This is a genomic window from Pseudomonas sp. Tn43 (assembly GCF_014192635.1).
In the GTDB taxonomy this organism is placed as follows: domain Bacteria; phylum Pseudomonadota; class Gammaproteobacteria; order Pseudomonadales; family Pseudomonadaceae; genus Aquipseudomonas.
Map to the genome: position 1 here is coordinate 424,140 of NZ_JACHYG010000004.1, position 14,911 is coordinate 439,050.

A 14,911-nucleotide genomic window follows, 5' to 3' on the forward strand; every position below is an offset into this window, starting at 1 on the left:
ACACGATGCATCAGGCATAACGGGTTGGCTGGGTTTACGACTGCTTCGCAGCCGAACGGGGCAAGCCCCCTCGCCACAGGGGTCTTACAGACGCAGCAAAGTCTTCCAGGCGCGATTCTGATACACCGCGATGGCCTGCTGCTTGCGCGCATCCAGCGATTCATCGGTGATCGGCTCGTTGGCCAGTTGCGCCAATTTGTTCAATTCACCGTACAGGCGATCCATTTCCGGGATCTCCAGTACGTTGCGGGCATGGTGCAGCCACGCCTGGATGCGTTCGATACGCGGCAACTGTTCGGCCAGGTCTTCCGGCTGTTGCTGATAACGCTGCAACTGCAGCGAGTTGGCTTCTTCGCCCAGCATGCGTGGCAACCAGCTGCCCAGTTGTGCAGCGCCCTGGCGATTACCGCGGGTGTTGCGGTCGGTGGCCCAGGTGCGAGCCAGCAACCAGCGCGAAGTGTTCAGGGAGAACAGGCCCCAGCGCGGGTCTTCGAGTTCTTCGAGGAACTGCTCCGGCGCAGCTTTACGCACGTCTTCGTCGTCCAGGCCGGCTTGTACCAGCGGGCGCCAGTCTTCCAGCAGGGCATCCAGCGCGATGCGCAGATCATGAGTCGACTGACGCGGTGCGGCCTGACCGAGGCTGCTGATCAGCGCGCGCATCTCAGCGAGGTTCTCGACCCAGTCTTGCAACAGACGCCAGTGGCCATTGAAGCGATATTGCTCGGCCAGACGCTGGCTGCTGCTCAGCAAATGCCAGCTCAACGCGGCGAACGCATCGTCCAGCGGCATTTCGGCGGTGATCTGCGGCGCAGCCAGGCTCAGCGAGTAGCTGTTGGCGTCGAACAGGCGATAACCGCGTTCGGCCTTGCTGATGTCACACGGCATCAGTGGAAGGGTCGCGGCCAGTTCGGCGGCCAGTTCCAGCAGCGCGGCCGGTTCGCCTTCGCGCAGTTCCAGTTCCAGCTCGCAGATTTCTTCTTTTTGCTTGCCGACCACCACGTGGCCCAAATCCAGCGCGGCTTCGATGACCACTTTGGTCTTGCCACGGCCCCAGGCGATTTCGGCGCGTTCGCGAACGAAATCGGTGGTGAAGATGGCTTTCAGGGTTTTCTTGTCCAGTTCGGCCAGCTCTTGGGGCCAGCATTCGCCGTCGAGTTTTTTCACGTCGAGCTTGGCTTTGGCCAGAGGCCAGTCGTACTCGTGACGCTCGGACAAACCGGCGACGCTCTGGCCTCGGGTCTTGAGGGTCTGAATCACTTCGTCGCCATCACGGCGCAGGCGCAGGGCAACCTTGGCGCGGGCCAGGTCGCGCTCAGGCGTGTCGAAGTACTGGTTCATCAACTCACGGCGTTCCCAGCCACTTTTGTTGCGTTTTTTCAGTAACGGGTGCTCGCGCAAGGCGGCGAGGGTTTCGCGGCTGACGCGGAGTTTGATTTCGGTTTCTTTCTGCATGGCCGGAAAATCCAGGATCGGGAGCGCAGCCGGGGGAATGTGTGGCTGCCAAGGTCGTGCAGTGTACAGGACTCATTCGAGATAGGGTCTGTTGACGCTTGGTGACGCGCCGCGACAGTTTATTCCTGTCACCGGATGGTTCTATGATGGACTTCAATTCGCGAGTGGGGAGTCAGCGATGCCTTTGCCGTCCATGAAAGATCAGTTCGCTGCGCTGATCGCCGCGCCGTCCGTCAGCTGTACCCAACCTCGCCTGGATCAAACCAATCGGCCGGTCATCGACTTGTTGGCGACTTGGCTGGGGGACTTGGGTTTTGCCTGCGATATCCAGCAGGTCAGCCCCGGCAAATTCAATCTGCTGGCCAGTTTTGGCTCCGGCCCCGGCGGCCTGGTGCTCGCCGGTCACAGCGATACGGTGCCCTACGACGAGGCGTTGTGGCAGACCGATCCGCTGAAACTGACGGAAGTAGAGGGTCGTTGGGTCGGTTTGGGCAGTTGTGACATGAAGGGTTTCTTCGCCTTGGCCATCGAAGCCGTCAAACCCTTGCTCGACCAACCGTTCAAGCAACCCTTGCTGATTCTCGCCACCTGCGATGAAGAAAGCTCAATGGCCGGAGCTCGTGCCCTGGCCGAAGCCGGACGGCCCTTGGGTCGCGCGGCGGTGATCGGCGAGCCGACCGGGCTGAAGCCGATCAGGATGCACAAAGGCATCATGATGGAGCGCATCGACATCCTCGGTCAGAGTGGCCATTCCTCGGACCCGCGCCTGGGTCACAGCGCCCTCGAAGCCATGCACGACGCCATGGGCGAACTGCGCGGCTTGCGCCTGGCGTGGCAGCGCGAGTTCCGTAACCCACAGTTCAGCGTGCCGCAGCCGACCCTGAATTTCGGTTGCATCCACGGTGGCGACAACCCTAATCGCATTTGCGGCCAGTGTTCGCTGGAATTCGACCTGAGGCCTTTGCCAGGCATGGACCCCAAAGCGCTGCGCGCAGCGATTTTGCAGAAGCTCAATCCGATTGCCGAACGGCATCAAGTGAAGATCGATTACGCGCCGCTGTTCCCTGAAGTGCCCCCCTTCGAGCAGGCCGAAGACTCGGAATTGGTCAGGGTCGCAGAAAAGCTCACCGGCCATCGCGCCGAAGCAGTGGCGTTTGGCACAGAAGCGCCTTATCTTCAGCGTCTTGGTTGTGAAACACTGGTACTGGGCCCGGGCGACATCGCCTGCGCGCACCAACCGGGGGAATACCTCGAAATGTCACGTTTGCAACCTACCGTGCATCTATTACGTCAACTGATTGAACATTACTGCCTGACACCGGCCAAAACGGTGTAGGAGCTGCCGAAGGCTGCGATCTTTTGATCTTTGCATTTTAAAAACAAGATCAAAAGATCGCAGCCTTCGGCAGCTCCTACAGAGCGTGTATAAATTGCCGATGTCCCAACCCGTATTCATGAGGAGAGCGCGCGTGTCGCCAAGCCTGTTCCGACGATAACCATCAGCCCGCTGTGCGTTTACTGCTTTACCCTTTTTTCGGCTGCTATTTATTACAGGCCCAGGTTCATGCCCGAATACGTCAATTGGCTTCGTCACGCTTCGCCTTACATTAACGCCCACCGCGATTGCACGTTTGTCGTCATGCTGCCCGGCGACGGCGTGGAGCACCCGAACTTCGGCAACATCGTCCACGACCTGGTGCTGCTGCACAGCCTGGGCGTGCGACTGGTGCTGGTTCACGGTTCGCGCCCGCAAATTGAAACCCGCCTCGCTGCTCGCGGCCTGATTCCGCATTACCACCACGGCATGCGCATCACCGATGCGGCGACGCTTGAGTGCGTGATCGATGCGGTGGGTCAACTGCGCATCGCCATCGAAGCCCGGCTGTCCATGGACATGGCCTCCTCGCCAATGCAGGGGTCGCGCCTGCGGGTGGCCAGCGGCAATCTGGTCACGGCACGGCCGATTGGCGTACTTGAAGGTGTCGACTACCACCACACCGGCGAAGTGCGCCGGGTTGACCGCAAGGGCATCAATCGCCTGCTGGACGAACGCTCCATCGTGCTGTTGTCGCCATTGGGTTATTCGCCGACCGGTGAGATCTTCAACCTCGCCTGCGAAGACGTTGCCACCCGCGCCGCTATCGATCTGGGGGCGGACAAGCTGCTGCTGTTCGGCGTCGATCCTGGCTTGATCGATGAAAATGGCCGGCTGGTCCGCGAATTGCGACCGCAGCAAGTACCCGCTCACTTGCAGCGTTTGGGCAACAACTATCAAGCCGAGCTGCTGGATGCGGCCGCTGAAGCGTGTCGGGGCGGGGTGGCGCGCAGCCACATCGTCAGTTACGCCGAAGATGGCGCGCTGCTGACCGAACTGTTCACCCGTGACGGTGGCGGTACACTGGTGGCCCAGGAGCAATTCGAGGTGGTGCGCGAGGCGGCCATCGAGGACGTCGGCGGTTTGCTGGACTTGATCAGCCCGCTGGAAGAGCAGGGCATTCTGGTACGGCGTTCCCGGGAGGTGCTGGAGCGTGAGATCGAGCAGTTCAGCGTGGTCGAACGTGAAGGGATGATCATCGCCTGCGCGGCGCTGTATCAGATTGCCGATTCGGATGCCGGGGAGTTGGCGTGTCTGGCGGTGAATCCGGAGTACCGCCATGGTGGTCGCGGCGATGAATTGCTGGAGCGCATCGAAACCCGCGCCCGGGCCCAGGGGCTGAAAACCCTGTTCGTGCTGACGACCCGGACGGCCCATTGGTTCCGTGAGCGGGGCTTTGTGCCAAGCAGCGTCGAACGCCTGCCGTCGGCGCGGGCGTCGCTTTACAACTATCAGCGTAATTCGAAGATCTTCGAAAAAGCCCTGTGATGCCCCAAGCCTTGTAGGAGCAAGGCTTGTTCGCGAAGGCGGCCTGACATTCAACACTTGTGTCGGCAGATATGGCCTCTTCGCGGGCAAGCCTCGCTCCTACCGGGGCGGGGGTGTTACTCAGTGATGAATTTCGCGCTGACATACGGCGAATAATCCGGCTGCATCTCGACCTTCCTTGTCCCTTCCAGCACTTCGCTGTTTCGCCCATCGCCTTGGCTGCAAATGCCGAGCTGGCGCGTGCTTCGGCACATTATTGGCGCCGGTCATCTTGGCGTAAATCCTGTGAACGACCCTCTCCGTCGGCGGAAAAAAGAAAATATCAGCGATACACAAACTGTAACAATTTGACTGGATAGTGCGCGCTTGGCCATCATGGGCGTCGCCTTTTCGATACTGATTGACGTTTGGGGAATACGTCGAAAGCTAATCGATCTAAAAAAACGTCAATAAATACCATTTAGGAATTAGCTTATGAGCCGATACCTTGTGTCCCGGTTCGGATACTGGCGACCGAGCTATATTCCTAAAGAATATTAAAAAGAGCTAAATAATTCTTTTTGGGTTTATAAGGAAGTCATTAACCTGCAGGAGCAAATCACGGCGGTTAGACCTTGGTCGTAGACACACATGGTTACGATTGACTTGTCAGTCATGGACCAGTGCTAATCGCGCATCTTGGATCCGGGGCGTTAGACCCTGGACCAAAGAGCATAAAAATTAGAACGAGAGGAGCGAAACAATGAAGAAGTCCACCTTGGCCCTGGCAGTGGCCGTAGGGGTTTTGGCGCAGCAGGCAAGCGCCGCCGGTTTTATCGAAGACAGCAAGGCTACATTGGGGCTGCGTAACTTTTACATCAATACAGATAACCGTAATGGCTCCGGTGCGAACAAGAACGAAGAATGGGGCCAAGGCTTCGATCTGCGCTTCATTTCCGGTTATACCCAAGGAACCGTAGGCTTCGGTGTTGATGCCATCGGCTTGCTGGGTATCAAGCTGGATTCGGGCGGCGGCACTAATGGTGCCACTGCTACCTCTTACGGCGGCACCGTTTTCCCAAGCGAATCCAATGGCGAAGCGGTTGATAACTTCTCCAGCCTGGGCCTGACTGCAAAAGCCAAGATTTCTCAGACCGAACTGAAATTGGGCACCCTGCAGCCAAAACTGCCGGTGATCGTGACCAACGACGGTCGTCTGCTGCCACAAACCTGGCAGGGTGGCCAGATCACCTCCGGCGAGATCAAGGACCTGACCCTTATTGGCGGTCAAATCGAGCACGTTAAAGGCCGTAACTCCAGCAACAATGAGCAGTTGTCCATCGGTGGCGCGGCTGCGCGTACCGCTAACAGCAATAAGTTCATCTATGCCGGTGGTGACTACAAAATCACCAAAGACCTGACTGCCCAGTACTACTACGGCAACCTGGAAGATTTCTACAAGCAGCACTTCCTGGGTCTGGTGCACAACTGGTCGATCGGTCCGGGCGTGTTGAAATCTGATTTGCGTTATTTCAACAGCTCCGATGATGGTCTCAATAGCAACACTCCGGCTTATTACAGCAACGGCAACTACAGCAGCACCTCCAACGGTAAAGGTAAGGTCGACAACAATCTGTACAGCGGTCTGTTCCTGTACACCGTTGCCGGTCACACCTTCGGTGGCGGTTACCAGGTCAGCAATGGCAGCAGCGATTTCCCTTGGCTGAACCAGGGCGATGGCTCGTCGGCTTACCTTACTACCGACAGTCAGATCCAGAAGTTCGCCCGTGCCGGCGAACGTACCTGGCAAGCTCGCTACTCGTATGACTTCGCCAAAGTCGGCGTGCCTGGCTTGACCGCCGGTGTGGTTTACCTGCATGGCGACGATATCGACACCAACAGAACCTCTACTGCGCCAGCAGGCAACAACAGCTCCGAGTGGGAGCGCGACCTGACTGTAGGTTACGTTGTGCAAGAAGGCCCGCTGAAAAATGTGGGGGTCATGTGGAAAAACGCGACGTGGCGCACCGACATCCCGGGCGTTCGCGATCAGGACGAAAACCGTCTGATCGTCAGCTACTCGATCCCGCTGTTGTAATAACGCTCACGTAGCCGACGCAAAAAAAGCCCCGCCCGGCATCTCGCCAGGCGGGGCTTTTGCGTTTTCAAGGGGGGCTCACCCCCGTAAACCCTCCTTGAAATTCCCCTCTTTTGCAGCAACTCAAGGCCTTCTCGAACCTTGTGGCCGATGTTCGTCTCGATGACTATTCAGGTCCAGTGAATAGATTTTTAATATTCATTTTTAATCTAAATAAATCGATATTTATTCTTTTTAATTAATATCGAACGCAGGCACAGTTGGGCTCAACAAGCACTCACAAGGAGCCGCACCATGAGCCTCAGACTTGGCGATATCGCCCCCGACTTCGAACAGGATTCCAGCGCGGGGACTCTCCGTTTCCATGAATGGCTGGGCGATAGCTGGGGCGTGTTGTTTTCCCATCCGGCGGACTTCACGCCGGTATGCACCACCGAATTGGGCTTCACCGCCAGGCTCAAGGATGACTTCACACGGCGCGGCGTCAAAGCCATTGCTCTGTCGGTCGACCCGGTGGACTCGCATCACAAGTGGATCGAGGACATCAACGAAACCCAGAACGCCATCGTCAACTTCCCGATACTCGCCGATGCGGACCGTAAAGTGTCCGACCTGTACGACCTGATCCATCCGAACGCCAATGACACCCTGACCGTCCGTTCTCTGTTCGTGATCGATCCGAACAAGAAGATTCGGCTGACCATTACTTACCCGGCGAGTACCGGCCGTAATTTCAATGAAATTTTGCGGGTGATCGATTCGCTGCAGCTCACCGACAACTACAAAGTGGCCACCCCGGCCAACTGGCAGGACGGTGATGAAGTGGTGATCGTGCCGTCGCTCAAGGACGAAGATGAAATCAGGCAGCGCTTTCCCAAAGGTTATCGCGCGGTGAAGCCGTACCTACGCCTGACGCCACAGCCGAATCGTTGATTTTCTGTAGGAGCGAGGCTTGCCCGCGAAGGCGTATTTGGGCGGGGCCAGAGAGATACCGAGTTGTACCGTTCGCGGGCAAGCCTCGCTCCTACAGGTCTACCAAAGCAGGGGATTTTGGGCCGTTTCGACGGCTCTTTTTTTGTCCGGGAAAGACCATCGCCATATTCATTAAAAGAATAAACAAATGAATAAATATGATTTATGGATATATGAATCAGCTGTTAATGTCACTCCATCGACGCGAGATCGCACGCCGCGAAATCGCCAACATCGCTCAAGGAAATGTCTGAATGCTGGTCGTCTCACTCGGTGGCAGTCCCAGCCCGCGTTCCCGTTCCGGGGTTTTGCTGGAGCGCTCGCGACGCTGGTTGCAAGAGCAAGGTGTGGAAGTGGTGAATTACCAGGTACGGGACTTCCCGGCCGAAGATTTGCTGCATGCCCGCTTCGACAGCCCGAAAGTGATCGACCTGTTGCAACAGATTGAAAACGCCGATGGTTTGCTGATCGCCACGCCGGTTTACAAGGCGTCGTTCTCAGGTGCGCTGAAAACCTTGCTCGATCTGCTGCCCGAACGTGCCCTCAACCACAAGGTGGTTTTGCCGATGGCTACCGGCGGCAGCATCGCTCATATGCTGGCGGTGGATTACGCGCTCAAACCGGTGCTGTCAGCGTTGAAAGCTCAGGAAATGCTACAGGGGATTTTCGCTGTGGACAGCCAGATCGCTTACGGCGAGGGCAGCGCCCAGGCGCAGTTGGCGCCGGAGCTTGCGCAACGATTGTTTGAAGCGCTGGAGCAGTTTTTCAGCGCCATGGCTCGACGGCCCAAACCGCTCGATCCGAACCTGTTGAACGAACGTTTGTTGAGTGCTCGCTGGAGCATTTAAGCCAGCCCTCAAACCACATATGAATTTGAAGTACTCACCTTACTCAGCCGCTAACGGCCAAGCAGGTGCAGCCAAAACCCAACTGCAAAAAGGAGAGCGCTATGCGCACTGTCATTTTGCGTCGTGGTCTGGTCGCTCTGTTTGCTGCGGCTGTTACCTTCGGCGCCATTACTCAAGTTCAGGCCGAGACACTCCGGATCGGTTATCAAAAGTACGGCACCCTGGTGCTGCTCAAAGCCAAGGGCACACTGGAAAAACGCCTCGCCGCTCAAGGCGTGGACGTGCAATGGACTGAATTCCCCGGTGGCCCGCAACTGCTCGAAGGCCTGAACGTCGGCTCCATCGACTTTGGCGTCACCGGTGAAACGCCGCCCGTGTTCGCTCAGGCAGCCGGCGCCGATCTGCTTTATGTCGCCTACGAACCGCCAGCGCCCCACAGCGAAGCGATCCTGGTGCCGAAGGACTCGCCGATCAAATCGGTGCAGGACCTCAAGGGCAAGAAAGTCGTGCTCAACAAGGGCTCCAACGTGCACTACCTGCTGGTGCGTGCGCTTGAAGACGCCGGCCTCAAATACACCGACATCCAGACCGTGTTCCTGCCGCCGGCCGATGCCCGCGCTGCATTCGAGCGTGGCAGTGTCGATGCCTGGGTGATCTGGGACCCGTACCAGGCCGCCGCCGAACAGCAACTGCAAGCACGCACGCTGCGCGACGGCGAGGGCCTCGTCGACAACCATCAGTTCTACCTGGCGACCAAACCTTACGCGCGGAAAAATCCTCAAGTGATCAAGGCGCTGGTGGAAGAAGTGCGTGCGGTTGGCGAATGGTCCAAGGCCAATCCCGAGGACGTGACCCGGCAAGTTTCGCCACTGCTTGGCCTGCCAGCGGACATCACCCTGACCTCGATGAAACGCCAGGGCTACGGCGCGCTGTTCCTGACGCCGGAAGTCGCCGCCGCCCAGCAAAAAATTGCCGACAGCTTTTACCAGCTCAAGCTGATTCCCAAACCCTTGAGCATTAAAGACGTGATCTGGACGCCACCTGCCACCGTGGCCAAAGCGCCGTAATTCGATTCCCTGAGGAGACCACTCCATGAGCCTTAATATCTTCTGGTTCCTGCCTACCCATGGCGATGGCCATTACCTTGGCACCGCCGAAGGCGCTCGCGCCGTCGATCACGGTTACCTGCAACAGGTCGCGCAAGCGGCGGATCGTCTGGGCTTTGGCGGGGTGTTGATTCCTACCGGTCGCTCCTGCGAAGACTCGTGGCTGGTGGCCGCATCGCTGATCCCGGTGACCCAGCGCTTGAAGTTTCTGGTTGCCCTGCGGCCCGGGATCATTTCCCCGACGGTGGCGGCGCGTCAGGCCGCGACACTGGATCGCTTGTCTGGCGGTCGGGCGCTGTTCAACCTGGTCACTGGTGGCGATCCGGAAGAACTGGCCGGCGACGGTTTGTTCCTCAGTCACGAGGAACGCTATCAGGCCTCGGTGGAATTCACCCGCATCTGGCGCCGGGTGCTGGAAGGTGAAACGGTTGATTACGACGGTCAGCACATCAGCGTGAAGGGTGCCAAGTTGCTCTATCCGCCGATCCAGCAACCGCGCCCGCCGCTGTATTTCGGTGGCTCGTCGGAAGCCGCCCAAGACCTCGCGGCAGAGCAGGTCGAAATGGTTCTGACCTGGGGCGAGCCGCCTGCCGCCGTGGCGGAAAAAATCGAACAGGTTCGTGCCAAAGCCGCGAAGCTCGGTCGCACCGTGCGCTTCGGTATTCGCCTGCATGTGATCGTTCGCGAAACCAATGCCGAGGCGTGGCAAGCGGCGGAGCGACTGATCTCGCATCTGGACGATGACACCATCGCCCGTGCCCAGGCGTCTCTGGCGCGTTTCGATTCGGTCGGCCAGCAACGGATGGCCGCGTTGCATGGTGGCAGCCGCGACCATCTGGAAGTCAGCCCCAACCTCTGGGCCGGTGTTGGTCTGGTGCGCGGCGGGGCCGGAACGGCGCTGGTCGGCGATGGCCCGACCGTGGCCGCTCGCGTGAAGGAATACGCGGACCTGGGCATCGATACGTTCATCTTCTCCGGTTATCCACACCTGGAAGAATCCTATCGCGTGGCTGAGTTGCTGTTCCCGCACCTGGATATCGAGCGTGCGCAGTTGCCAAAAAGTGGCGGTTACGTCAGCCCGTTCGGCGAGATGGTAGCCAACGACATTCTTCCCAAAGCCGCGTCCCAGCGCTGAGTTGCCGCCATGAAGAAAATCATCCACAACCTCACGCCCTGGGCGTTGCCGGTCTTGTTGCTGGCGGTGTGGCAGTTGTCGGTGTCGACGGGCTGGTTGTCGACGCGGATTCTGCCGGCGCCGATCGCGGTGATCGAAGCCGGTGTGAGCCTGGTCGGCAGCGGTGAAATCTGGACTCACCTGGCCATCAGCGGCTGGCGCGCGGCGCTCGGTTTCGTCATTGGCGGCGGCATCGGCCTGGCCTTGGGCTTCATCACCGGCTTGTCGAAATGGGGCGAACGCCTGCTCGACAGCTCGGTGCAGATGATCCGCAACGTGCCGCACCTGGCACTGATTCCACTGGTGATTCTGTGGTTCGGCATCGACGAGACGGCGAAGATTTTTCTGGTGGCGTTGGGCACGTTATTCCCGATCTACCTCAACACGTATCACGGCATTCGCAACGTCGACCCGGCGCTGGTGGAGATGGCGCGCAGTTACGGCCTGTCCGGTTTCAGCCTGTTTCGCCAAGTGATTTTGCCGGGCGCGCTGCCTTCGATTCTGGTCGGCGTGCGTTTTGCCCTGGGCTTCATGTGGCTGACCTTGATCGTGGCGGAAACCATTTCCGCGAGCTCGGGCATCGGCTACCTGGCGATGAATGCCCGGGAATTCTTGCAGACCGACGTGGTGGTGCTGGCGATTCTGTTGTACGCGGTGCTCGGCAAGCTGGCCGACCTTGCGGCGCGTGGGCTTGAGCGTGTGTGGCTGCGCTGGCATCCGGCTTATCAGGTTGCCAAGGGAGGTGCCGCATGACAGCTCAACAACCTCCACGCCTGCGGCGCGGTATCCCGCTGGCGGTGGGCAAGCTGCAAAAAACCTTCGGTTCGCGGCAAGTGTTGCGTGAAATCGATTTGCACATTCCGGCCGGGCAGTTTGTGGCGGTGGTCGGGCGTAGCGGCTGCGGCAAAAGTACTTTGCTACGCCTGCTCGCCGGTCTCGACACACCCACCGGGGGAGAGCTGCATGCAGGCTCCGCGCCGCTGAGCAATGCACGGGAAGACACTCGGTTGATGTTCCAGGAAGCGCGTTTGCTGCCTTGGAAAAAGATCATCGACAACGTCGGTCTCGGGCTCAAGGGCAACTGGCGGCCGCAAGCATTGCAAGCGCTGGACGCCGTCGGCCTGGCGGATCGCGCCCACGAATGGCCGGCAGCGTTGTCCGGCGGGCAGAAGCAGCGTGTGGCCCTGGCCCGCGCGTTGATCCATCAACCGCGCTTGCTGTTGCTGGACGAACCGCTGGGCGCACTGGATGCCCTGACCCGAATCGAAATGCAGCAGTTGATCGAACGGCTCTGGCAACAGCATGGCTTCACCGTGTTGCTGGTGACCCACGACGTCAGCGAAGCGGTGGCAATTGCCGATCGGGTGATTCTGATTGAAGAGGGCGAAGTCGGCCTCGACCTGCCTGTGGAACTGCCGCGCCCTCGGCCCCGTGGCTCCCATCGGCTGGCGGCGCTGGAAACCGAAGTGCTCAACCGCGTGCTGTCCCTGCCAGGCCAACCGCCGGCACCGGAACCTGTTTCACCACTGCCTGCGCAATTGCGTTGGGCGCAATAAGAGCAGCGCAAGCCTCACGCTTGAAGCTGCAAGTAAAGCGCTCTGCTTCTTCTTGCAGCTTGTAGCTTGCAACTTGCAGCTCATTTCGACCTCAGGAGAAATCTTATGACTATCAAAGCCATCAACGTTCGTAACCAGTTCAAAGGCTCGATCAAGGAAATCGTGCTGGGTGACGTGCTGTCGGAAATCGACGTGCAGACGGCCTCCGGCATCGTCACTTCGGTGATTACCACCCGTTCAGTGAAAGAGCTGGAACTGGTGGTCGGCAGTGAAGTGATCGCGTTTGTGAAATCCACCGAGGTATCGATCGCCAAATTGTAAGCACGAGCGCCAACCCCCCGGAGGACTGATCGTTCCCACGCTCTGCGTGGGAATGCAGCCCGGGACGCTCTGCGTCCCACAAGCCGAACGCGGAGCGTCCGAAGAGGCATTCCCACGCAGAGCGTGGGAATGATCAAAGCACTTCGCGTTTGGGCAAATATGGCGGCAGATAAAGCCCCAAATAGGCATCAAACACCCGCATCCCTTCTTCAGCCATCCGCGGCGTGATCTGCCCATGCTGCTGCACCGAGCGCGCATACACCCGATCGCCCAGCTCCATGGCCAGTGCAAACACATCGACATCACTGGGCAACCTCGGCAATTCGAAATGGTGGTCGAACAGCTTGTGCATCAGGTCGCCGAGTTCGATGTCGTGCTGGCGGTCGGCCTGGGTGACTTCGGTCAGGCCATGCTGGGCGAGGATCAGTTGACGGGCGGCGGCGTCTTCGTCGTAGATGGCAAGCATGCGTTGTTCCACCAGGCGTGACAGGTCGCGCCAGCCGTTGAGGGCGTGGTGATCGATTGGCGCTTGCAGGCAGGCACGAAACGCGGCATGGACATCGGCGGTCAGGGCCTCAAGCAGGGCCGGGACGCTGGCGAAAAAATGGTAGACGGAGGAGGGTGGAATCTCCGCGCGTTCGGCGACGCTGTAAATCGACAGGCTGGCCACGCCCTCGGCGGCCAGCAGCGTGCGGGCGGCATCGAGTATCGAGTCGATCCGGGCCTGACTGCGGGCGCGGGGTTTGCGAATAGTGGCGGTGCGCGTCATTGAAGTCTCCTGCGGGGCAGCGGGCATTGTACGAGTCGAGTTGTGTGTTGTCTTCCCGGCCGCCATCGCGGGCAAGCCCGCTCCCACAATGTCATGTGTTGAATGCAGATATTGAATACGCAGACGATCCCTGTGGGAGCGGGCTTGCCCGCGATCCGCCGTAGGCGGCCATAAAAAAACGCCGCTCGGCCTTATCAGCCGGCGGCGTTGTTTTTACTGCAACCGCTTAAACGGTATGCAGGTACCAGTTGTATTCGAGGTCGGAGATGGAGTGTTCGAACTCCTCCAGCTCGCTCTCTTTACAGGCAACAAAAATGTCGATGTATTTCGGATCGATGTACTTGGCCATGACTTCGCTGTCGTCCAGCTCGCGCAGTGCATCACGCAAGTTGTTCGGCAGGCTTTGCTCGTTCTGCTCGTAGGAGTTGCCTTCCACGGGCGCGCCCGGCTCGATCTTGTTGGTCAGGCCGTGGTGCACGCCCGCCAAAACCGAAGCCATCAACAGATACGGGTTGGCGTCGGCACCGGCGACACGATGCTCGATGCGCACGGCATCGGAGGAACCGGTCGGTACGCGAATGGCCACGGTACGGTTGTCCAGGCCCCAGCACGGCGAATTCGGCACATAGAACTGGGCGCCGAAACGACGGTAGGAGTTGACGTTCGGGCAGAGGAAAGCCATCTGCGCCGGCAGGGTCTCGAGCACACCGCCGATCGCGTGACGCAGTGCGGCGTTCTGCTCGGGATCCTCGCTGGCAAAAATGTTTTTGCCCTCTTTATCAAGAATCGAGATGTGGACGTGCAGACCGTTACCCGCCTGGCCTGGGTAAGGCTTGGCCATGAAGGTGGTGTCCATCTCATGGTCGTAGGCGATGTTTTTGATCAGACGCTTGAGCAGGACCGCATAGTCGCAGGCCTTGATCGGGTCGGCCACGTGGTGCAGGTTCACTTCGAACTGTGCCGGGGCACTTTCCTTGACGATGGCGTCGGCCGGAATGCCTTGCTCTTTCGCACCTTCCAGAATGTCCTGGAGGCAGTCGACGTATTCGTCGAGGTCGTCGATCAGGTAGACCTGGGTCGAATGCGGGCGTTTGCCGGAGATCGGCGAGCGCGGCGGTTGTGGGCGACCGTTCACGTTTTCCTGGTCGATCAGGTAGAACTCCAGTTCGAACGCGGCGCAGATGGTCAGGCCCATCTCGTCAAACTTGGCTACGACTTGTCGCAGGACTTCGCGCGGGTCGGCGAAGAAAGGATCACCTTCGAGTTCGTGCATGGTCATCAGCAGTTGCGCGGTCGGGCGCTTCTGCCAGGGCTCATTGCACAGGGTATCGGGGATTGGATAACAGATTCGGTCAGCATCGCCGATGTCCAGGCCCAGGCCGGTGCTTTCCACCGTCGAGCCATTGATATCCAGAGCAAATAGAGAGGCCGGCAGGTTGATGCCTTTCTCGTAAACCTTGTGGAGGCTGGTGCGTTCAATGCGCTTGCCGCGCACCACACCATTCATATCCGCAATCAGAAGGTCAACGTACAGAACCTCAGGATGTTCCTTAAGGAACGCGTTCGCTTCGTTAAGCTGAACGGCACGCGGGGGTACCGACATGATGCAACACCTTTGTTGTTAAAAATATCAATCATTGATCTCTTCGGATTCCAGTCAACCCGAACGGCATGCCGAAGTCAAGTGAGGCCTTTTTTGCCCTAAAAAAGCACTGGCCGGGCTTTTTTGAGGCACTTTGGGGCATTTTTTTGCCTTCAGCCTTCTTGGCGCCC

13 protein-coding genes are annotated in these 14,911 nt (G+C 58.9%); 10 read left to right on the forward strand and 3 right to left on the reverse strand.

Translation table 11 applies throughout. The features are described from left to right. Positions 1–84 precede the first annotated feature (84 nt). Positions 85–1,452, reverse strand: coding sequence for an inorganic triphosphatase (locus FHW68_RS13660; RefSeq protein WP_183680801.1), 1,368 nt, complete (start codon positions 1,450–1,452; stop codon positions 85–87). Between the two features lie 178 nt (positions 1,453–1,630). On the opposite strand from FHW68_RS13660, the gene argE reads away from it, so the two are divergent. The 10 genes from argE to FHW68_RS13710 all read left to right on the forward strand — a co-directional run bounded on the left by argE (position 1,631) and on the right by FHW68_RS13710 (position 12,369). Then, positions 1,631–2,788 carry an acetylornithine deacetylase gene (argE, locus tag FHW68_RS13665; protein ID WP_095633170.1) on the forward strand — a complete coding sequence of 386 codons (1,158 nt, stop codon included), beginning with the start codon at positions 1,631–1,633 and terminating at the stop codon, positions 2,786–2,788. A 228-nt stretch (positions 2,789–3,016) separates the two neighbouring features. Then, positions 3,017–4,315 (forward strand): amino-acid N-acetyltransferase, encoded by a 1,299-nt coding sequence (gene argA, locus FHW68_RS13670; RefSeq protein WP_183680803.1) that lies wholly within the window; start codon positions 3,017–3,019, stop codon positions 4,313–4,315. A 742-nt stretch (positions 4,316–5,057) separates the two neighbouring features. Continuing rightward, positions 5,058–6,392, forward strand: coding sequence for an OprD family porin (locus FHW68_RS13675; protein WP_183680805.1), 1,335 nt, complete (start codon positions 5,058–5,060; stop codon positions 6,390–6,392). Between the two features lie 294 nt (positions 6,393–6,686). Then, a complete protein-coding gene (locus tag FHW68_RS13680) occupies positions 6,687–7,325 on the forward strand; it encodes a peroxiredoxin (protein ID WP_183680807.1) in 639 nt (212 codons plus the stop codon). Between the two features lie 293 nt (positions 7,326–7,618). Beyond that, the gene (ssuE, locus tag FHW68_RS13685; protein WP_095633172.1) at positions 7,619–8,212 is read left to right on the forward strand and encodes an NADPH-dependent FMN reductase; all 594 of its coding nucleotides are present in this window, start codon (positions 7,619–7,621) and stop codon (positions 8,210–8,212) included. A 101-nt stretch (positions 8,213–8,313) separates the two neighbouring features. Further along, complete coding sequence (locus FHW68_RS13690) at positions 8,314–9,279, forward strand: sulfonate ABC transporter substrate-binding protein (RefSeq protein WP_183680809.1); 966 nt, start codon at positions 8,314–8,316, stop codon at positions 9,277–9,279. A gap of 25 nt (positions 9,280–9,304) precedes the next feature. Then, the gene (ssuD, locus tag FHW68_RS13695; protein WP_095633174.1) at positions 9,305–10,453 is read left to right on the forward strand and encodes an FMNH2-dependent alkanesulfonate monooxygenase; all 1,149 of its coding nucleotides are present in this window, start codon (positions 9,305–9,307) and stop codon (positions 10,451–10,453) included. Between the two features lie 9 nt (positions 10,454–10,462). Next, positions 10,463–11,245, forward strand: coding sequence for an aliphatic sulfonate ABC transporter permease SsuC (gene ssuC, locus FHW68_RS13700; protein WP_183680812.1), 783 nt, complete (start codon positions 10,463–10,465; stop codon positions 11,243–11,245). After that, positions 11,242–12,048 carry an aliphatic sulfonates ABC transporter ATP-binding protein gene (ssuB, locus tag FHW68_RS13705; protein ID WP_183680814.1) on the forward strand — a complete coding sequence of 269 codons (807 nt, stop codon included), beginning with the start codon at positions 11,242–11,244 and terminating at the stop codon, positions 12,046–12,048. The genes ssuC and ssuB overlap by 4 nt, the downstream gene beginning before the upstream one ends. A gap of 105 nt (positions 12,049–12,153) precedes the next feature. Further along, positions 12,154–12,369 carry a molybdopterin-binding protein gene (locus FHW68_RS13710; RefSeq protein WP_003229256.1) on the forward strand — a complete coding sequence of 72 codons (216 nt, stop codon included), beginning with the start codon at positions 12,154–12,156 and terminating at the stop codon, positions 12,367–12,369. A 133-nt stretch (positions 12,370–12,502) separates the two neighbouring features. Here FHW68_RS13710 and FHW68_RS13715 read toward each other — a convergent pair whose 3' ends face one another. After that, positions 12,503–13,138, reverse strand: a complete 636-nt coding sequence (locus FHW68_RS13715; protein ID WP_095633177.1) for a TetR/AcrR family transcriptional regulator — start codon at positions 13,136–13,138, stop codon at positions 12,503–12,505. 226 nt (positions 13,139–13,364) lie between these two features. Beyond that, on the reverse strand, positions 13,365–14,741 hold the full coding sequence (locus FHW68_RS13720) for a glutamine synthetase family protein (RefSeq protein ID WP_095633178.1): 1,377 nt from the start codon (positions 14,739–14,741) through the stop codon (positions 13,365–13,367). Between the last annotated feature and the right edge of the window lie 170 nt (positions 14,742–14,911).